Annotated in this window: 13 protein-coding genes and 1 tRNA gene; 4 read left to right on the top strand and 10 right to left on the bottom strand. The window is 66.6% G+C overall.

Annotated elements, in window-relative coordinates; genetic code table 11:
* Positions 1 to 94: 94 nt before the first annotated feature.
* The 4 genes from AKJ09_RS46230 to uvrC all read right to left on the bottom strand — a co-directional run bounded on the left by AKJ09_RS46230 (position 95) and on the right by uvrC (position 8,188).
* On the bottom strand, positions 95 to 793 hold the full coding sequence (locus AKJ09_RS46230; RefSeq protein WP_146654249.1) for a response regulator transcription factor: 699 nt from the start codon (positions 791 to 793) through the stop codon (positions 95 to 97).
* Positions 794 to 951: 158 nt separating this feature from the next.
* Complete coding sequence (locus AKJ09_RS46235; protein ID WP_146654250.1) at positions 952 to 3,348, bottom strand: hypothetical protein; 2,397 nt, start codon at positions 3,346 to 3,348, stop codon at positions 952 to 954.
* 305 nt (positions 3,349 to 3,653) lie between these two features.
* Positions 3,654 to 5,909, bottom strand: a complete 2,256-nt coding sequence (locus tag AKJ09_RS46240) for a hypothetical protein (RefSeq protein WP_146654251.1) — start codon at positions 5,907 to 5,909, stop codon at positions 3,654 to 3,656.
* A gap of 146 nt (positions 5,910 to 6,055) precedes the next feature.
* Positions 6,056 to 8,188, bottom strand: a complete 2,133-nt coding sequence (gene uvrC / locus AKJ09_RS46245; protein ID WP_146654252.1) for an excinuclease ABC subunit UvrC — start codon at positions 8,186 to 8,188, stop codon at positions 6,056 to 6,058.
* 8 nt (positions 8,189 to 8,196) lie between these two features.
* On the opposite strand from uvrC, the gene AKJ09_RS46250 reads away from it, so the two are divergent.
* Entirely contained in the window at positions 8,197 to 10,590 is a 2,394-nt protein-coding gene (locus AKJ09_RS46250; protein ID WP_240488856.1) for a helicase-related protein, read from the top strand.
* Here AKJ09_RS46250 and AKJ09_RS46255 read toward each other — a convergent pair.
* Positions 10,587 to 11,237 carry a TetR/AcrR family transcriptional regulator gene (locus tag AKJ09_RS46255; RefSeq protein WP_146654253.1) on the bottom strand — a complete coding sequence of 217 codons (651 nt, stop codon included), beginning with the start codon at positions 11,235 to 11,237 and terminating at the stop codon, positions 10,587 to 10,589. The genes AKJ09_RS46250 and AKJ09_RS46255 overlap by 4 nt on opposite strands.
* 97 nt (positions 11,238 to 11,334) lie before the next feature.
* On the opposite strand from AKJ09_RS46255, the gene AKJ09_RS46260 reads away from it, so the two are divergent.
* On the top strand, positions 11,335 to 11,943 hold the full coding sequence (locus tag AKJ09_RS46260) for a peroxiredoxin-like family protein (RefSeq protein WP_146654254.1): 609 nt from the start codon (positions 11,335 to 11,337) through the stop codon (positions 11,941 to 11,943).
* Here the strand turns inward: AKJ09_RS46260 and AKJ09_RS46265 are convergent.
* A complete protein-coding gene (locus AKJ09_RS46265; RefSeq protein ID WP_146654255.1) occupies positions 11,902 to 12,864 on the bottom strand; it encodes a DNA polymerase domain-containing protein in 963 nt (320 codons plus the stop codon). The genes AKJ09_RS46260 and AKJ09_RS46265 overlap by 42 nt on opposite strands.
* Before the next feature lie 63 nt (positions 12,865 to 12,927).
* Here AKJ09_RS46265 and AKJ09_RS46270 point away from each other — a divergent pair, with 63 nt between their 5' ends.
* The gene (locus AKJ09_RS46270; RefSeq protein WP_146654256.1) at positions 12,928 to 14,004 is read left to right on the top strand and encodes a hypothetical protein; all 1,077 of its coding nucleotides are present in this window, start codon (positions 12,928 to 12,930) and stop codon (positions 14,002 to 14,004) included.
* Position 14,005: 1 nt separating this feature from the next.
* Here AKJ09_RS46270 and AKJ09_RS46275 read toward each other — a convergent pair whose 3' ends face one another.
* The 4 genes from AKJ09_RS46275 to maiA all read right to left on the bottom strand — a co-directional run bounded on the left by AKJ09_RS46275 (position 14,006) and on the right by maiA (position 17,670).
* The gene (locus tag AKJ09_RS46275) at positions 14,006 to 14,590 is read right to left on the bottom strand and encodes a L,D-transpeptidase family protein (RefSeq protein ID WP_146654257.1); all 585 of its coding nucleotides are present in this window, start codon (positions 14,588 to 14,590) and stop codon (positions 14,006 to 14,008) included.
* Positions 14,591 to 14,658: 68 nt separating this feature from the next.
* A complete protein-coding gene (locus AKJ09_RS46280; protein ID WP_146654258.1) occupies positions 14,659 to 15,336 on the bottom strand; it encodes a hypothetical protein in 678 nt (225 codons plus the stop codon).
* On the bottom strand, positions 15,333 to 16,991 hold the full coding sequence (locus AKJ09_RS46285) for a BamA/TamA family outer membrane protein (protein ID WP_169928466.1): 1,659 nt from the start codon (positions 16,989 to 16,991) through the stop codon (positions 15,333 to 15,335). Before AKJ09_RS46285 ends, AKJ09_RS46280 begins: the two co-directional genes overlap by 4 nt.
* 28 nt (positions 16,992 to 17,019) lie before the next feature.
* The gene (maiA, locus tag AKJ09_RS46290) at positions 17,020 to 17,670 is read right to left on the bottom strand and encodes a maleylacetoacetate isomerase (protein WP_146654260.1); all 651 of its coding nucleotides are present in this window, start codon (positions 17,668 to 17,670) and stop codon (positions 17,020 to 17,022) included.
* 356 nt (positions 17,671 to 18,026) lie between these two features.
* On the opposite strand from maiA, the gene AKJ09_RS46295 reads away from it, so the two are divergent.
* Positions 18,027 to 18,100, top strand: a tRNA-Arg gene (locus tag AKJ09_RS46295).
* Positions 18,101 to 18,349: the final 249 nt, after the last annotated feature.

The raw sequence follows: 18,349 nt of genomic DNA on the forward strand, positions 1-18,349 counted from the left end.
CGACTCGAGCCGGACCGCCCGCTCGCGTGTCCGGCTCGTCGCTTTTTGTCCCCTGCCCGCTCGCGCGCGCCTTGTTGGCGTGCGCAGCCGACGTTCAGTCGGGCGTGGCGAGCTTGTAGCCGAAGCCGTAGACCGTGAGGATGTGCACCGGCTTGTCCGGGTGCTTCTCGATCTTCTTCCGAAGCTTCACGATGAAGTTGTCGACGGTCCGATTCGTGGGCCCTGCCTCGAGGCCCCAGATCTTCTGCAAGATCTCGTCGCGACTCACGGGCTGTCCGGAGCGCTCCACGAGGAGGCGTAGAAGCTCGACCTCGTAGAACGAAAGCGCGTGCTCGGTGGTCCCGACCCTGAGCGAGTGCGCCGAGAAGTTGATCTTGGCGTCGCCCAGCTCGACGAGCTCGGGCGCTGCGCTGGGCCGGGCCGCGCGGCGGAAGATGGCCCGCATGCGCGCGATGAGCTCGTTCACGCTGAAGGGCTTCGTGACGTAGTCGTCCGCTCCGGCGTCGAGGCCACGAATCTTGTCCGTCTCCTGCGAGCGCGCCGTCAGCATGATGATGGGCATGAACGGACTGATGCGCCGGAGCTCCTCGCACACGGCATAGCCGTTGATGTCCGGCAGCATGAGGTCGAGGATGACGGCGTCGGGGTTCTCGCTGCGCGCGAGCTGCACGCCGTCCTTCCCCTTCCCCGCCGAAATCGCGGCAAAGCCCTCGAACTCGAGCGCGTCGCGAAGGCCCATCACGATGTGAGGCTCGTCCTCGATGATGAGGATCGTCTTCTTCGTGCCTGCCATTGCCGGGGCGATGATCGCGCCAAACGGCGGAAACGTCGAGACCCACGCAAAGGCGGGCTTCGGACGCTTCGCACACCGACAAAACAAGAAACCCGCACGACGAATCGTGCGGGTCCTTGTCGTATCAGCCTCGGCCCGGAAGGACCGAGTTCAGCGACTCACTGCTTCGAGACGTCGCCCGCCGCCTGGCCCGGCTGGAACTGCTGGATGCACTGGAGGCTGAAGCGCGCACCGGAGAGACCGCCGCTGCCCTCGGAGAAGAGGAGCGCCTGCGGGCAGCGACCCGCGGGCTGGTTCGTGTCACTGTTCTCGACGTAGCACCAGCCGATGTCGGAAGCGTCCTTGCAGGACGCGCCCTTGTCGACGGTGAGCTGCGGGACGACGCAGAGCGGGTACGCCGAGAGGTCGACGCCGCCGTTCGCAACGTTGCCGCTGGCCGCGCGCTGCTGCTCGCGGAACTTGCTCTCGATCTCCGCCGGGGGCTTCTGGAGGCCGCGCGCCTGGCACGTATCCGAGACGTCACCGAGCTGGGCGAGGACGAGGCAGGGAACTTCCTTCGTCGTCTCGTCACGCGTGAGCTGCTGCGGGAGGCACTGCGTAGTGAGCGCGTTCTTGAGGCGGTCGACGATGACCTTGACGGCCGGGTTGTAGCCGTAGGTCGGCTCGCTCTCGTTGCCCTTCGTGAGGTCGAGCGGGCAGAGCGAGGAGATGATGCCCTGCTGACCGAGCGCACGCACGACCGAGAACTCGCGGATGGTCGGGTAGGCCTTCGCGCGGACCTGCGTGCCCAGCTGCGCGCCGCACAGCGGCGGGTTCACGTTGGAGTCCTTGCAATCGCAGGAGCCCGAAGGGTCATTCGCGCAGTTGCGCGGCGTGGGGAGGTCGAACGTGCAGGCGTACTGGAGGTCGTCGCCGTTCGTGACGTAGTCGCGACCGACGGCGTCCTGCTTCAGGTCGCCGTTCTCGCCGCGCTGGGTGCTCGGGCCCGGCACGCCGTCGCGCGGGTTGACCGACTGCTTCATGTGGATGTTGATGCCCTCGTAATGGAAGTGCTCCGGATCCTTTCCGAGGATCTTCACCCAGTCATCGGCCGTGATGAGGCTCTTCTCCGAGTCCTTGGGATCGAAGTGGAGCAGGTCCTGCGGAACACCACCGACGACCGCGAAGAAGACGAGGTCCGGCGAGCGCGTGCCGAGCGCGAGGTTGCAGTAGTCGTCGCCGTCTTTCGGGAGCTTCGCGGCGAAGAGCGGGTTCGTGCACTTGCCGGCGCCGACGTAGTTCGAGATCGCCTTGGTGCTCGGATCGATCGGGTGCTCGGCGACACGATCCGGAACGCGCTGCTTCGTGAGGCCGTCGACGTAGCGGCGGAGCGGGTACTGCGGATCGATACCGTAACGCTCCTTCATGCGGTGGAACCGCACGTTGAGCGAGTCGGCACCGGCGGCGTAGTAGCCCTTGTTGTCGACGCAGTTGGGATCGTTCTTGATCTTCTCACACCCCGGATCGCCCGGCTTGCAGGTCTTGGCGAAGCCGCAGGAGGTGCAGTCCGGGCTGCCGGGGTCCGTGGCGCACGCCGAGGTGCCCTTCGGCGCCGTCGAACCGGCGTTGTTGGTGCGGGCCTGTTCCGAACCAGGGAACGTCTGATTCATGAACGCCCAGCCCTGACCGCCGACCGAGAGCGGGTCGGCGGAGGAGTCGTCCTCGTCGGTCAGCATGACGATCGCGACGAGCGAGTCGGGGCGGAGGAAGTCGCGGCGCTGCGCCAGGACCGTCGTGTCGATGCCGTTGAGCACCGCGCTACCGCCGGCCACGGTGACGGACTCCCACGGATCCGGCTGGATGAGGAAGCGGTAGACGCTCTCGAGCTGCGCTTCGAGACCGCAACCGTTCTGCGCGACACCAACGACGAGCTTCTGGAACGACTCCTGAAGCGCGCCGAAGTCGGGGACGGCGACCGCGGGATCGGGGTGACGGACCTTGTCCGCGTTCTCCTCGTTGCTCGGGTACCACGCGAGGAAGTTGTTCGGGGTGACCGGCACCGCACCGCCGTCCACGTAGTTGAGCAGGTGGGCCTTGTCGTTGTTGCGCCCACCTTCGGGACACACGTCACCACCCATGGTGCCGAGCGACGACGAGACGATGCCGATGTGCATATCGGTCACCGGCTTGAACTCCGGCTCCGTGCCTGCAGGGCAGCCGAACTTGAGTTCCTTGCTGCTGTTCGGATCGGCGACGGCGTCCTTCCCGGTCTTTTCGTCCTTCACATGGGCGCTGTTCTGGTCGACGCAGTAGGGCCTGAGGAGGCCGTTCAGGAGCTGCGGAACAGCGTCCTTGAGGATCTCCTGCTTGTCACCCATCGACGCCGAGTTGTCGATCGCGAACAGAAGGTCGACCTTGTCGACTTGCTGCTGCGAGATCGTCGAGGTGAAGTTGACCTTCGTGGTCGGCGGATCCGACCCGACGGGGCGAGTGAGGCAGCCGGCGCCACCTGCTCCCATCGCCGTCAAAGCCGAACCGACGGCGACCCATTTGCCGACCCGGTTAATCCACTTCATCGCGCGTGCTCCTTGGCGTTCATCCGTTCGCGTTCGTTCGCGAATCCCGCGTATCGCCCGAAATGCCCCTCCTACCTATCGAACGCGACACCAGGGTGTCAACGTGCAGGTCAAGGACCTGCCAACTTGGTGGGAGGGTGGCGGGAAAGCTTGCGCGTCGTCGTTGCAGGCTTCGTACCGTTAGCTCCAGCAGGGAAAACCTAGGCTCGATTCGCAATCCGGGTCGAAAATCGGCGTCGGCCGCTGCCAATTGAGTTGGCAACGGCCGGCACGAGTTGGCGATACCCCTTTCCGCGTCGGTGGAATTACCGAGAGTCACCTACCTGTATGCACTGGAGCAGGAACCGGGCGCCGCCGAGCCGGCGGGTCGGCTTCGTGAAGACGAGGGCGTCCGCACAGCCGAAGCCGTCCTGATCATGCGAGTAGCAGAACCCCATCTTCGTCGCCTCGTCGCGACACGTCTCGCCCTCCGGAGGAATCACCTCCGGGATCAGACAGATCGGGAGACGGCCCGCGGCTTCGCCTTCTTCGGCGACGAGATTCTTTCGGAGCCGATCGAGGAGATCGGCGGGAGGATTGCCGAGTTCGTAGAGGCGCTGGCAGTCCGTGTCGGGTCCTTCGTTGGGAAGCACGGCGAGCGTCAGACACGGAGTGCCGTCACCGTCGTTCACGAGAGGACGCGGCAGACACGAGCCCAAAAGGCTGCGCTCGAGCCGGTTGACGATGGATCGCGCCGCAGGCCGGTAGCCGTAGTTTTCCTTGTTGGGCTCCGTGAGCTGCTCCGGACAGAGCGAAGCGACGACCGCCTGGTCTTTGAGCTCGCGCGCCACCATCAGCTCGCGACGCGTGGGATACGCCTTGCCTCGCACTTGGACCTTGCGATTCGTCGGCGAACAGAGAGGCACGTCCTTCGTGCCATCGCAATCGCACGACTCCTTGCCGTCGCACGCACGTTCGACTGGCTGCACCCCCCCGTCGGCCGTCCGCTCGTAAAGGGGGAAGGTACATGCAAACTGCAAATCTCCTCCCGCGGTCGTCCACTCGCGACCGTTCACGGGATCGGCGTCGTCCGCCGACCCAGGCCCCGGCAGACCGGGACGCGGGGTGGTCGAGGGGATCATGTGCGGATCGATGCCGGTCTCGTCCCATTGAAACGGATCGCGGCCGAGGATCGGTGTCCAGTCGAGCTTGTCGCCACCGAGCAGCCCGTTGGGCACACCTCCGATGACGGCAAAGTAGACGAGGTCTTTCGTACGCGGCCCGAGCGGGAGCTTGCAAAAATCTTCACCCGGCACGGGCAGGCGCGCTGCGAAGAGCGGATTCGTGCACTCCCCCCGTCCGACCGCATACGAGCCATTCACGTGTTCGGCATCACGGCGCGGCACGCGGGACTTCGTGAAGGCATCGACGTAACGCGCAATCGGGTACTGCGGGTCGACACCGAACCTTTGCTTCATGCGGGCGAAGCGCACGTTGAGGGGGTCTTCCTTTTCGGAGTACTCGCCCTTCGCGCACTCCGGATCCTTCTGCACCTGGACGCACGTTGCGCTGTCGGCAGGCTCGCAGTGACACGAACGGCACGCCGGCGAGGCCGCGTCCGTTGCGCAGGCGCTCGTCCCGCGTGACATCGGTCGATCTTGCTCGAAGTACCACCCGGAGGCGCCGAACGAGAGCGGGTCGACGGTCGAATCGTCTTCGTCGCTCAGCACGATGACAGCCACGAGCGAGTCGGGTCGCAGAAAGGCCGCGCGCTGGCGCAAGAGCTCTTGATCGATGTCGGTCCCGTACGACGCCCTAAGCGTCGTCGGGTCGACCGTGACGGTGGTCCACGGATCGGGCTGCACGAGGAAGTGGTAGACGCTCTCGAGCTGCGCCTCGAGCCCGCAGCCGTCCTGCCCTACGCCGACGATGAGGTCGCGAAACGCCGTGCCCAGCGCGTCGAGACTCGTCGTCTTGGGTACCGGCGGGTCGGGATGGCGCGTCTTGTCCTGGTTCTCGGGGACGTCGGGGTACCACGCGAGGAAATGAAGGTCGCCGGCCTGCGCCACGTCCGGGCCATTCGCTCCGCGTGCGAGAAGATGACCGTGATCGTCGGGGTGACCCTTAGCCCCGGGCTTGCAGTTCTCCGTGCCCATGCCTCCGAGCGACGAAGAAAGCACACCGATGTGCATGTCGGTGATCGGAGGGAACGCAGGCTCGGTCCCGGCAGGGCACTGCTGACCTTCGGGCTTAAGTGGATCGGCGTCGACGTCCGTCCGGGCGCGCGTCTTCTTGTCGACGCACTTCGGTCTCACGAGACCGTTGAGCAAGTCCGGAAGCGCGTCGGCGAGGATCCGTTGCTTGTCGGCCATCGACGCCGAGTTGTCGACCATCACGATGAGGTCGACCTTGTCGACGGCGGGCTGTGGAACCTGCGTGGTGAACGACGTCTTCGTCGTCGGCTCCATCGAAACGACGTCACGACGCAGACACGCAGTCGTCAGCGAAGTCGTCCCTGCAAGCACAAGCGCACCGGCAAGCGCGCGCGACTTCGCACGCGCCCATGAAAAGCGGCGGATCATGATTCCTCCTCGGAACCGAAGACGCGATGCGATGGGCTTCGCACGCGCACGGGCGTGCACGCGATGCCTCGTCGCTCGTTCGTTCGGTCTCGTACGTCGAATGGCCGCCTAAGCGGACATCCGTCTCGAACGACGTCGAGAAGTGATCAGGACGTCGGCGACTTCGTCTCGATCACCGCGGACGGCTGCACGGGAGCCGGCGCGGGTGTCGGCGCGGGGTAGACACGTCGCAGGGCCTTCACGTGCCGCGCGGTCACGCCGGGGACGGCGAGCAGCGTGGCATCGTCGGCGGCTTTGATCGCCTTGAGGCTGCCGAGGTGACGAAGGAGGAGCTTCTTCGTGTTCGGGCCGATGCCCGCCACGTCGTCGAGGGCCGACTTGAAACGCTTGCGCTTGCCGAGCTTCTCGCGCTGACGATTCGAGAAGCGGTGGGCTTCGTCGCGGGCGCGAGCGAGGAAGAACATCGACGCCGAGTGGCTACGAAGGGGGATGGGATTCTTCTGCCCCGGCAGGTACACGCGGTCGACGAGGGTGTCGCCGAGCACGTTCTCCTTCTCCTTGGCGAGCGCGACGATCGGAAGCTCGTGGATGCCTAGATCGCGCGCGGCCGCGAGGGCGACGGCGAGCTGGCCTTTGCCACCGTCGACGACGAAGAGGTCGGGGAGGTCCCACTCGCCTCCCTCCTCGTCACCTTCCACTTTGGCGGCGAGATCCTTCACCGAGGTCGGCTTGTCGTCGTCCTGTTCCGCCTCGCCTTCGGCGATGGCCATGGCCCGAGACTCTTGCTTGCGAAGACCTCGTCGGAACCGGCGCGCGAGCACCTCGTACATGGCGCGGTAGTCGTCGCCCGCGAGCGATCCCATCCCTTCGCCCTCGCCCTCCCCTTCCCCTCCGGGCGCGGGCGCGGCGTCGGTGGTCTTGGGCGCAGCGCCGTCGCCGTGAACGTGGAACGTGCGATAGCGCTTCTTGTCCGGCTCACCGTCGAGCAGCGCGACGATGGCCCCGACCGTGTCTTTGCCGCCGAGATGGGAGATGTCGCAACACTCGATGCGGCGCGGCACGGTGGGAAGGCGGAGGCGCTCCTTGAGCTGGGTCAGGCGCTCCTGCACGTCGTCGCTCGCGCGCCGCTTCTCGGAGAACGCGTGACGCGCGTTGTCGTTGGCGAGAGCGAGCAAGTCCACGCGCTGCCCGCGCTGCGGGTGGACGAGCGCAACTTTGTGCCCCGCGCGCTCCGACAACCAATCGGAAATACCGGTTGCCGCGTCCGGAACGATCGGCACGATGATCTCGTTCGGAATCGGCAGCGCCGTGTCGGCGTCGACGTCCGAGCCGTCGTCCGAGGAAAGCCCCGGAAGGTAATGCTGAGCGAGGAACGCTGCGACGACCTCTTCGTCGGGGACCTCGGCGCCCTTCACCGAGAAGGTCGCGACGTCGGCCAGCTTGCCGCGTCGCACGTGCAAGAGGGCGAGCTCCACGAGATCGCCTTCGCGATGCAAGCCGAGCACGTCACGATCGACATCGTCGACAGCGACGACACGCTGCTCTTCACGCACCTTCTCGATGGCCGCGAGCTGGTCGCGATAGACCGCCGCCAGCTCGAAATGCATGGCCCTCGCCGCGTCGCGCATGCGGTTATCGAGCTCGTCGGAGAGCTCGTCGTGTCGGCCGTCGAGGAACATGGCGACCGCGCGCACTTGCTCCTCGTACCAACGCCTCTCGACGTCGAGCACGCAGGGCGCCGGGCACCGCTTGATCTGATGCTGCAAGCACGGGCGCTTGCGGCTCTTCATCTCGGTGTCGGTGCACGTTCGCAGCTGGAAGTGCTTGTTGACGAGGTGGAGCGTGCGCCGCGCCGCCGTCGCCGAATGGTACGGACCGAAGTAGCGCGCCTTGTCGCCCGGCTTGAGCGTGGGCCGGCGGACGACCCACAGGCGAGGCCATTCGTCGGTGGGGTCGAGCTTCAGCGAGATGTAATCTTTGTCGTCGCGAAGCTTGACGTTGTACCGAGGGCGATGCTCCTTGATGAGGTTGTTCTCGAGGATCGTCGCTTCCTTCTCGGAGCCGGCCACGATCGTGTCGAGGTCACCGATCGTGCGGAGCAGGATCGGGATGAAGTAGCGGTTGTCGCTCGACCCCTCTTGGAAATAGCTGCGGACGCGCGAGCGCAGGCTCTTGGCCTTGCCCACGTAGACCACGACCCCCTTCTTGTCCTTGAAGAGGTAGACGCCAGGGGCAGTGGGCAGAACGTCGAGCTTTTCGGTGACGACCGCGGGAAGCATCGGGAGACTTGTCCGCGGATCCTAGTCCGAACGCCACGGGTGCGCTAAGGCAGTTCTGCATGCCCGACGCGAGCGCAATCACGGCGCTGCTCGGCCCTACGAACACGGGCAAGACGTACCGCGCCATCGAGCGGATGCTCGAGCACGAATCGGGCATGATCGGCTTGCCCCTGCGGCTGCTCGCGCGCGAGGTCTACGACAAGATCAGCGCGCGTGTGGGAGAGTCGAAGGTCGCGCTGATCACCGGCGAGGAGCAGCGCATCCCGCCTCGGCCTTCGTACTGGGTCGCGACCGTCGAAGCCATGCCCGTTGACCGAGAGGTGGCCTTCCTGGCCGTCGACGAAATCCAACTCGCGGCGCACGACCAGCGCGGACACGTCTTCACGTCGCGCTTGCTCTCGGCGCGAGGAACGAAGGAGACCTGGTTTCTCGGCTCGGAGACCATCGGCAAGGTTCTGCGCGAGCTCGTGCCCACCGCGAAGATCGCCTCCCACCCGCGCCTCTCGCTGCTCACGAGCGCGCCCCCCACGCCTCTCTCGAGGCTCCCCGAGCGGAGCGCGGTCGTCGCCTTCTCCATGCCCCACGTCTACGAGCTCGCCGAGCGCCTGCGCGCCCGACGCGGCGGCGCGGCGGTGGTCACCGGAGCGCTATCCCCACGCACCCGCAACGCGCAGGTGGCCATGTTCCAGGCCGGCGAGGTCGACTACCTCGTCGCGACCGATGCCATCGGCATGGGCCTCAACCTCGACGTGCGGCACGTCGCATTCGCCGCGACACGCAAGTTCGACGGGAGGGACGTCCGCGACGTCGACGAGACCGAGCTCGCCCAGATCGCCGGGCGCGCGGGGCGCTGGATCGAGAACGGGACGTTCGGCACGCTCACGCCGCACGAGCTACCGAACTCGGTGACGATGGCCATCGAGAGCCACCGTTTCGCTTCACTCCGCCGCGTTCGCTACCGAAACGACGACCTCGATTTCGCTTCGCTCGAGGCGCTCCGCCATTCGCTTTGCAAAAAGCCCACGCGCGCCGTGCTCGCGCCTGCCGCCGACGCCGAGGACTTCGACGCCCTGCTTCGACTCTCCGAACGTGAAGCAATCCGTGCACTATGCACGAACGAGGAGCGGGTGCGCCTCCTCTGGGACGTCTGCACCGTGCCCGACTTCCGAAAGCTCCTCTTCGAAGTCCACGTCGACTTCCTGGAGGAGCTCTTCGTGGAGCTCGCACGTCGCGGCGCGCTCGACGACGACTGGATGGATCGCCGGGTGCGCGCCATCGGACGCGACGAGGGTGAAGTCGAGACGCTCGTCGCGCGCATCTCCGCCACGCGTGTCTTCACCTACGTGTCGAATCGCTCGAACTGGCTGCGTTCGCCCGAGCTCTGGCAGGAGCAGACGCGAGCCCTCGAGGATCGCCTGAGCGACGCGCTCCACCAGCGCCTCGTCATGCGCTTCGTCGACGCGAAGAAGGGCAAGCCAGGCCGGCGCGCACGGCCTCGCCCGCCCGAGAGCAAGCCGGTGCTCGAAGACAGGCCGCTCGCGCTCGACAAGAGCCATCCGTTCGCCGGCCTGGCCGCCCTCCGATCGGCGCTGGCTCCGGCGCCGGCGAGCTCATCGTCACTGCTCGAAGGGCCTTCGTGGGTAGAGGACGTGACCGCGGCGGCGCCCGACGCTTTCCAGCTCGATGGGCAAGGACGCATCGTTCACGGACCAAGCGGCAAGCGACTCGCGGCCATCGTGCGCGGAGCATCGATCGCGATGCCCGACGTGCGCCTCGCCGATGCGAGCGACCTCGGCGTCGGCACCTTGGGCGCAGGCGCACAGAGTCGACTCGTGCGACGCCTCGTGGCGAGCGCGCGCGACTTCGCTGGCGACCTGCTGGGGCCGCTGCGCGAGCTCGGGACGGCAAGCGCGTCGGCCACCGTGCGAGGGCTCGTGCATCGCCTCGAGCAAGGGCTCGGCACCGCCTTCACACGTGACGTTCGCGACCTGACGGAGCGCCTCACCGAAGGCGAGCGCGCCGAGCTCGAAAAAGCCGGCCTGCATCTCGGCGACTGCCTCGTCTACGTGGGCGCGGCTCTAAAGCCGCGAGCGCTGGCCATGCGCGTGGCGTTCGCGTCGGTGTACTACGGAACGGCGCGGCTCGAGCCTCCGCGCGGCGGCGCCGTGTCGATGGCCGTCGGCAAGGGCGCGGACAGGCGAGCGCTCCTCGCCATCGGCCATCCTGTGTTCGCGGGCCGCGCTGTCCGTGCCGATGTCGCCGAACGCGTGTACGCGCGCCTCACGATCGAGGATGTTCCGCCAGGCACGCTGGCCACCTGGCTCGGCTGTCCGACGAACGAAGCGCAGCGCGTCGTGCGTGCGCTGCGGGACAGCACCCGCGACGAAACGCTGGCGTCCTAGTCTCGCTTCGCTTTCGTCGGTCCTTGCGAGGCGCGAAGGCGCTCGAGGCCGTCGAGAACGACGGCGAGCCCTTGGTGGAACTCGCGCTCGACGGAGATCTTCCGAGCCTGCCGCGCTGTCTCGGCGAGCCGAGGGAATTCTTCCGACGGCTCGGCGAGTGCGGCCGTGCCTTCCCCACCGAGGGAGCCGAAGTGCTCGACCTGCACGGCGCCGAGCACGTAGCTGAGAAGACTCCGAAAGCCGATAACGCGCGCATCGACCGAGAAGCCGGCGTCGTGGAGCACGCCGAGAACGGCCTCGCCCCACGACCGCGAGCTCTTCGACGTGTGCCGATGCGCGAGGAGCAAGGGGACGATCGCCGGGTGGTCCGCGATCGCGTCGCGCGCGCGGTCGACGAGCACGACGACGCTCGCTCGCCATCCACTCGCCGCGCGTGGAATCGAGACGTCGATGGCTCCGAGCACGCGTTCGACCATGAGCGCCTCGAGCTGGCCGCGGTCCTCCACGTAGCGGTAGAGGGACATCGCTCCAACACCGAGCTCCGAGGCGACGGCACGCATCGAGAGTGCCGGAAGCCCCTCGCGATCGACGAGCTCGAGCGCAGCCGCGGCGATGGCGTCGAGCGTGAGGGACCGAGGTCGGGGCATGGCCTTGACAGAGTACACCGTACGCTCAATGCTGGTACGCGTACACTGTACCCTTACGAGCCGTGCGGGCCCGCTCCCGCCACGGAAAGGATGCGTCATGCCCGAAGCTCGACTCGAAGACGGCGCCATCGTCGCCAAACGGGAGCTCGTGAATCTGCAAGGGGTGAAGGTGACCGTGCCCGACGACGGCAAGCTCGTTCACCTGCAGTTCCGGCGCTTCGCCGGCTGCCCCGTGTGCCATCTCCATCTGCAGTCGTTCGTTCGCCGCGTCGACGATCTGAAGGCCGCGAACGTGCGTGAGGTCGTGGTCTTCCACTCGAGCGCGGAGGAGCTCTACGCGCATGCGAGCCGCTTGCCGTTCGACGTGATCGCCGATCCTCGAAAGCGCCTCTACGCGGAGTTCGGTGTCGGCGCGTCGCCTCGTGCCCTGCTCGATCCGCGCGCCTACTGGCCCATTCTGCGGGCGATCGCCTTCTTCGTCGTGGCCATGCTCCGAAAGCGAGCCTCGGCGCCGTCACCCAATCCCGAAGGGGGCAGGTATGGCCTGCCGGCCGACTTTCTCGTCGGTCGCGATGGACGCGTGGTCGCCTCGAAGTACGGCGCGTACGTCGACGATCAGTGGTCGGTCGACGAAGTGCTCACACACGCACGCGCGGCACACGAATCACGAGCGGAACCGGTCGAACGGCTCCAGCACCAGGCCTGAGGCGTCGAAGGCATCGTCCACCTTCGACACGAAGAAGCTGGCGTCTCCCGGGGTCTCTGCGAGTGCGGCGAGGGGATCGCCGCGCTCGAGCAGGCGGTCGAGATCATCGATGGTAAACGTGTCGGGGGCGACCACCTCGAGCTCCGACCACGCGAACGGCGTGGCCACGCTGGCGCGCGGGGTGGCTCTCAGCGAATAGGGCGACACGACCGTGGCGAGCGGGCGGTTGCGAAGCCAGTCGACGAACACGCGCTTGCCACGTTCGGCGATGCGAAACGCCGTCGTCAGCTCGTCGGGAAACTTGGCAGCGACGAGCGCGCCGAATTTCTGGAGCGCGAGGCCCAGCGTCTCGAGATCGACCGACGGCACGATGGGAGCCACCACGTGATAGCCCTTCGATCCCGTCGCCACCGGGATGCTATCGAGCCCGAACTCACCCAGGGCATCGCGCGCGATCAGCGCCGCCTTGCGTACGAGTGCGAGCGCGCCTTTCGGCGGATCGAGGTCGATGACGATCCGATCGGGGTGCAGGAGATCGGCGGCGCGCGAGGTGGTCACATGCAGCTCGATGGCGCCCTGGTTCGCGAGATAGGCGAGATGTTCGGGCTCGCTCACGAGCGGATAGATCGTCACGTCGGCGGGCTTCGCGTCCTTTTTCGCGCGAGCACGCGAGGAACCGTTGCTGCGCGGGCTGCGTGAAACGGTGAAGCGCTCGATGGACGCCGGGTAGTGATCCGGCACGTTCTTCTGGAAAAAGCCCGCGCCGGCGAGGCCCTTCGGAAAGCGCCGGATCGACAGCGGCCGCCCTGTGGCGTGGACGAGGAGACGTGGCGCGATGCGCTCGTAGTACGAAACGACCTCCCCTTTCGTCCGGCCGACTTCGGGAAAGACGACGCGATCGGCGTTCGAAACGGCAACCATGACGCCCTCGAGCTTACGCGTGTTCGGTCCGTCGAGCACGACGCGACGCGCTACGATGCGGCGATGAGCGCCGGCTCAGCACGACGAATCTCCCTCGCCCTGTCGATCGCGCTCGCCGCATGCACGTCACGACCGCAAGCGTCGTACTCGGACGTACGGCCGGACGCGACCGCACCGCCAACGCAGGTGGAGGCTGGAGAGGTCGACGCGGCGCCTGCCGCCCCCGCCCCTGTGTCGCCGACGGCGCCGACCTATGACGAAGTTCGCAACGTTCTCTTCGCGGACCGAAATGACTCGTCGTCGATCGATGCCGCGTGTCCGGCGAGCCTCGCCGGAGAGGCCCGGATTCGCTGCCTCTACGATCGTCGCTTCGCGGGGGATGCGAAGGCCGCGGGGCTCGCGCACGAGCTCTACACCCGCTTCGGAACCGTGGCCGGCGTGGAGGAAGCGCACGTCATGAACGGCGGCTACCGAGGGACAATCCGCATCGAGCCGGCCGTTCCCGCGGGCAAAGAGCGCAAGCACCTCGAATGGGTGGTTGCCACGATGAAGGACTTCGACGACTTCTTCCAGCAGCTGGATCGATCGAGCCCGACGAGCTTCGGGCGCCTCGAGGGCGCGCCTCGGTACCGCTTCCGTCCCATCACGCTGCGCTTCATGCGCTCCGTCGAGAAGCGCACGCCGAGCGCCTACGCGCACGATTGGACCGTGGCCTACAACCTCGTCGGAACGCTGATGCTCTCCGAAGACGCCGTTCGGGAGACCATGTTCCACGAGATCTTCCATCTCAACGATGCCGACCACGGACACGGTGACAATTGGTCCGCACGCGCGCTGGGGGAGGTCTACGACGCGGTCGTGAAGAAGTGTGGAGCGTCGACGGCGTGCCTTGCCGCCTATTCGCCCGGCGACACGCTCGTGCGAGGCGGAACGTACTATGCGTTCCAACCGGGCAATGGCGTCGGCGAGTACGCCGCCGAGCTCGCGCTTCGCTACTACCGCGAAGAGCGTGCGGCGATGCGCGGCCTGCCATCCAAGAGCAAGCCGTTCAAGTGCGGTCCGAAAGAGAACGCTCGCGCTTGGGAGGCCCTGAAGAACGAGTTCTTCGCAGGCATCGACGTGACGCCCGCCTGCCCGTGATTCAGTCTTCGATGTCGACCGCAGCGCCGTCGGGGACCATGCGCGCCACCTGATCGATCTCAGCGTCTTCGAGGACGACGCAGCCATGGCTCTGGTAGTCGCTCTTCTTGAAGGGCTTGGCCTCGGGCGGCTCGCCGTGGATGCCGATCTCGCTGCCGATCGTGGCGTTTTTCGGCACCGCGCCGCGCTTCTTCATGTCCTCGAAGCGGGCGCGGTCGTCGGCGTTCGGATAGTCGAGGCGCATGAAGATTCGGAGGTGCGAAGGCACCCGGGTGACGACGCGGTAGTGCCCGACGGGGGTCACGTTGTCGCCCTCCATCTTCTTGTGGCCGGCGCCACCGCGACCGACGGCGACGCTGAAGCTCTTCACGAGCGTGTCGCCAGCGTAGAGATCCATCGTGCGCGCGCTCTTCTTGACGTGCACCCTCGTGATCTTCGGCGCTGGTGAACGCGCGGACGGCAACGACGACGAGGACGACGGCGGTGACGGTGCAGGCACCGCGGGGGTGGCTCCGCTCGCTGTAAACAGCGAGAAGCCGAGGACACCGACGAGGGCGAGAGCGAGCGAAGGAATCCGGCGCGCCATCGACGCGGAGCTTAGCCAACCATGGCGGCCAGGGCCAGAACGCTTCGATCGGGTGGTCGCTCAGCGTGTCATGGAGTGAACGACTGCGTGCGGAATCGGAGCGTTCGTGCGGCGGTGCCAATCTGGCGAACGAAGAGACCGACGAACGATCCGAAGAGCGCATCGCCAGGGCCGATGCCCGTCGACCCCGCAGGACGCGACACCCAACGCCGCATTTGATCGAGCATGCCCGGACTGATGGGGTTCACTTCGACGATCGCGCCGATGAAGTGCGCCTGTGCGGGTGCGAGAAGCGCGCGGTTGGTCACCACGAGATCACGCACGTCGGTGCATTGGCGAAGGACGCCCTCGAGGTTCATCGCTGCAAGATCCTGCGTGCCTCCGGGGCCGGAGATGTTCACGCGATAGACCTCATCCCAGAGATCGTAGACGACGCGACACGTGCGGACGGCGAGCGCGACGGGGTTCGCCTCCCCTTCGCGAAGCACGTACGCACGAAGCGCGATGACCGTCGGCAAGCCGCTGGCGAGCTTCTCGGCGATGGTGGAATCCACGACATCGCGATACGAGAAGCTGGCGAGCAGGAGCGACGCGCCCTTCTCGGTCTTTTGCCACGTGAAGTTCGCCTGGCGCTTCGGGAGCTGCTGCTGCGGGGGATCCTCGGCGCGCGCCAGGCCCATCGGCGAGACGAAGGCGAACGCCAGCGCCACGCAGAACAAGAGCAGCACGCGGACGCGGCTTCTCACTGTCCCTCCGAACGGATCGGAATGAAGCCGATGAGGTTGGAGAGTCCGATCGCAAAACCGCCGACGGCGGTGTCGGCGCGCATGCCGAAGTTGAACGTCAGGTCGATCGGCAGCTTGCTGAGGCCGGCGTAGCCGCGCGCGGGCTGCGTGAAGTCGCGCGCGTTCGCGACGGAGTAGACGCCCACGGAGCCGAAGAGGTCGACGCCGTAGATGCTCTTGCGACCCCGATAGAGCGGGATGCGGTACTCGGTGTTCAGCCGTGCGGCGTAGTCGCCGTAGCGAACTTCGACGATCGACGTGTCGAAGAAGTTCGGTGCGGCGCGCCGGTCGAACGCCAGGTCGAGGGCGCGATGCGGCCTGAGGTCGGTGTAGTCGCCGACGTAGAACTTCTCGAAGAGGGGCGCCTGCCCGAACACGCTGCCGAAGATCCCTTCGATTCGTAAGACGTGGTCCCAGGGCAAAGGTATCCAACGCGATCCGCGAAGGACGAGCTTGGTATACGGATAGTTGCTGCCGAGCGGCGTGAGCGATGCCTCGGCGAGCCCCAGCAAGTACCAACCGCGCTTGGGAAGAAACGGCTCGTCTCGCGTGTCGTGGACGAGCGTGGCGCTGATGGTCGAGAGCACGCTCGACCCTGGAATCAGGTAGAAATCGATGGGTTCGACGTCGAGCCCGCGCTTGTGGCTCGCGGCGAGCGGAATGGTCGCGTCGATCTTCTCGAGCCGGTAGTCGAAGAACACACGCGTGGCCACGCTGCCCACCTCGTGGCCGGCTCCGACGAGACCGCCGAAGCGGCGGTAGGAGACGACGGCGAAATCCTGCGAGGTGGTTTGCGTGGGATCGTCGACGAGGACGTCGCGATTGCCGAAGAAGTCCTTGGCGTTGTTGTAGAGAAGTTGAGCCTCGGCCGACCACGAGGACTTGAGAAACTGCGGATCGCTGATGCGCGAGCGCAACGCGAGCTGACCATCGGCGAGCGCGATCGCTCCGCCGAGCGCGACACCGGTTCCGGCGAGGTTCAACTCGGAGACGTCGAGGCCGCCGTAGGCAGTGAGAGGTCTGGCCTTGCCGTCCGGCTCGGCGTCGGCGGAGAGGCCGAGCCAGAGATCGTTGACGACGATCGTGTTGCGCTCGACGACGTTGACGACAAGAACGACGTATCCGCGTTTGGTGCCGCGCCTCAGCGAGAGCTGAACGTCGCGAAAGTAGCCCGTCCCGAGCAGACGGAAGCGGGTGAGGAGCAGCTCCTTGTCGTCGACGTCGAGCGAGTCGCCTGCGCGAAACGGCACGAAGCGAAGCACGACACGCGCGAGCGTCGAGGTGTTGCCTCGGACCTCGATGCCTTCGAGCGTGTAGCGAAGCCCGACTTTGCCGGGCGCGCGAACGATGCTGGGGGCACTCTCACTCGCTTCCTCGCCGTTCGACGTATCTGCGGAGTCACTCGTCGCAGACGACGGAGGTGGTGGCGGCGGCGGAACGGAAGGCGGCGAGGTCTCGGTAGGTGCCGGATCGGGGGTGTCGTCGCCCCACGTCTTCAGGGGCCCGGCGAACGACGGCGCGGACCACGCGACGAAGGCAATCGTGGCCAGCAGCGCAATCGTACGAACGAGCACGCGCCCGGCACGCTGCGAGCGATGCCCGGTCAGAGAGGCCACGGCGCGAGCATAACTCAGCCGAAGCCGTTCAGGGCTTGGCGTCGGGCTGCACTTCGGGGCGGGCGGCGGCCACGAACGGAAGCTCGAGCGCAGCTTTTTCCGCGCGAACGACGCGGGGAAACGCGGACAAGTCGACACCGAACCGCCGAGCGCCGAACACCTGCGGAACGAGGTAGGCGTCGGCCATGGTGAAGGTGTCGCCATAGGCGAAGGGCCCCTGAGCCCCCGAGGCCTCCTCGTGACGCTTCACGAGCGCCTCGAACGCGCCGAGTCCTCGCGCCATGAAGTGCTTCATCCACTCGACACGGCGATCTTTGTCCGGGCCGAGCTGCTCGAGCACGACGGGGTTCTGCAGCGGCTGCGTTCCAGCGTTGATGACCTGCACGAGCGCGCGCACGTTCGCGCGATCCTCGGCCTTCTTCGGCAAGAGCGCGGGCGTGGGATGGAGCTCCTCGAGCAGCTCGATGATGGCGACGGACTCGACGTAGGGCGTCCCGTCGATGGTGAGGGTGGGCACGTGGCCCAACGGGCTGGTCGCCACGTATTCGGGCTTGCGCTGCTCGTTCTCGAGCAGGTTCACGAACGTCTGGTCGTACGCGAGGCCCTTGTAGTTGAGCGCGATACGCACCCGGTACGCCGAAGACGATCGCCAATAGGTGTGCAAATGCAGCTGCGCCATCTGTTTCCCTGCCGCCACCCTCTCCCTGCCCCGCCCCCCCGTCAAGCCAACTCACCGAAGCGCACGAACTGCGAATGAGGCAACGCACCTGTCCGTTCGGCGCCGGCAGCGATTCATTCAATCGGCTCCGCTCCTCGCGTGCATCGTCGTGGAGTGCGGTTCGCCACCCCACCCCGCGCGCTCCTCAACGTCCACTTCGCTCCGCTCGAACCACGCGTTCCGCCCCATGCCGGCCCAGCGAGCGAAAAGCCGTGACTGCCCCGTTACCCGGCCGAGCGAGCGAGGAGCCGTCACGGCCCCAAGAACGAGATTGAGGCTTAGCCGCACGTCCGCTAGGAAGAGAACGCCGAAACGTCGTCCTCGTAGCTCAGCTGGATAGAGCAGCGGTTTCCTAAGCCGCAGGTCGCAAGTTCGAATCTTGCCGGGGACGCTTGGTTAACGTTCGAGAGGGGGAGCTGCGCCTCCCCCTCTCGAGCTCTCCCCTCGCGCGCCAGCGGGTGTTGCTGGAACCGCGATCTCCGCGAGTACGGTGCTCGCGGCTGTACCTCGACCGCGATCTCGGCGCCCCAGCGGGTGTTGCTGGAACCGCGATCTCCGCGAGTACGGTGCTCGCGGCTGTACCTCGACCGCGATCTCGGCGAGCAGCGGGCCCGCGGCACGTCCGCCAACGCGTGCGGTC

Source organism: Labilithrix luteola (assembly GCF_001263205.1).
GTDB classification, from domain to species: domain Bacteria; phylum Myxococcota_A; class Polyangia; order Polyangiales; family Polyangiaceae; genus Labilithrix; species Labilithrix luteola.

Bases quoted from the DNA above. Each gene is read 5' to 3' on its own strand.
- AKJ09_RS46230 (WP_146654249.1), bottom strand. From the start codon at position 793: ATGGCAGGCACGAAGAAGACGATCCTCATCATCGAGGACGAGCCTCAC.
- AKJ09_RS46235 (WP_146654250.1), bottom strand. From the start codon at position 3,348: ATGAAGTGGATTAACCGGGTCGGCAAATGGGTCGCCGTCGGTTCGGCT.
- AKJ09_RS46240 (WP_146654251.1), bottom strand. From the start codon at position 5,909: ATGATCCGCCGCTTTTCATGGGCGCGTGCGAAGTCGCGCGCGCTTGCC.
- uvrC (WP_146654252.1), bottom strand. From the start codon at position 8,188: ATGCTTCCCGCGGTCGTCACCGAAAAGCTCGACGTTCTGCCCACTGCC.
- AKJ09_RS46255 (WP_146654253.1), bottom strand. From the start codon at position 11,237: ATGCCCCGACCTCGGTCCCTCACGCTCGACGCCATCGCCGCGGCTGCG.
- AKJ09_RS46260 (WP_146654254.1), top strand. From the start codon at position 11,335: ATGCCCGAAGCTCGACTCGAAGACGGCGCCATCGTCGCCAAACGGGAG.
- AKJ09_RS46265 (WP_146654255.1), bottom strand. From the start codon at position 12,864: ATGGTTGCCGTTTCGAACGCCGATCGCGTCGTCTTTCCCGAAGTCGGC.
- AKJ09_RS46270 (WP_146654256.1), top strand. From the start codon at position 12,928: ATGAGCGCCGGCTCAGCACGACGAATCTCCCTCGCCCTGTCGATCGCG.
- AKJ09_RS46275 (WP_146654257.1), bottom strand. From the start codon at position 14,590: ATGGCGCGCCGGATTCCTTCGCTCGCTCTCGCCCTCGTCGGTGTCCTC.
- maiA (WP_146654260.1), bottom strand. From the start codon at position 17,670: ATGGCGCAGCTGCATTTGCACACCTATTGGCGATCGTCTTCGGCGTAC.